At 38.0% G+C, this 526-nt stretch carries 2 protein-coding genes; both read left to right on the forward strand.

Annotated features, from left to right (window positions below; genetic code table 11):
- The coding region (locus ABD873_RS09520; protein ID WP_425568711.1) for a Crp/Fnr family transcriptional regulator at positions 1-299 on the forward strand (299 nt) is incomplete at its 5' end.
- Between the two features lie 99 nt (positions 300-398).
- The coding region (locus ABD873_RS09525; protein ID WP_345067777.1) for a peptide deformylase at positions 399-526 on the forward strand (128 nt) is incomplete at its 3' end.

The raw sequence follows: 526 nt of genomic DNA on the forward strand, positions 1-526 counted from the left end.
AATACGAATTACAGGCATTGACAGAAACCGTGGTTTGGCAGATTTCCTTTGAGGATTTACAAAAAGTCTATGCTCAAACCAAAGTCGGGAATTATTTGGGACGTTTTGCTTCCGAGAAATTATTTTTAGCCAAAAGCAAACGCGAATTATCTTTATTGAAATACAATGCAAAAGAGCGTTATTTAAGACTGTTTAAAGAACAGCCCGATATTCTGAAATTTATCCCGCTAAAATACGTGGCTTCCTACATCGGAATCACCCCACAAGGCCTGAGTAGGATCCGCAGACAAATTGCGTAGCAATCACCGCTAAAAAATCAATGAACAGCGTAATTACTTAACATCGGTTCATTGCCTTCCTGGTTTATTCTTTAGAACTTTGCGATAAAAAGCAAAGGAATGAAACGACCCATTTTAGCATACGGACACAGCATTTTAAAACAGAAATGCAACGACATCGAAAAGGATTATCCTGAATTGGATAAATTAATTGCCGATATGTGGGAAACGATGGAAAATGCCAATGG

This window comes from Sphingobacterium thermophilum (assembly GCF_039541675.1).
Classification (GTDB): domain Bacteria; phylum Bacteroidota; class Bacteroidia; order Sphingobacteriales; family Sphingobacteriaceae; genus Sphingobacterium; species Sphingobacterium thermophilum.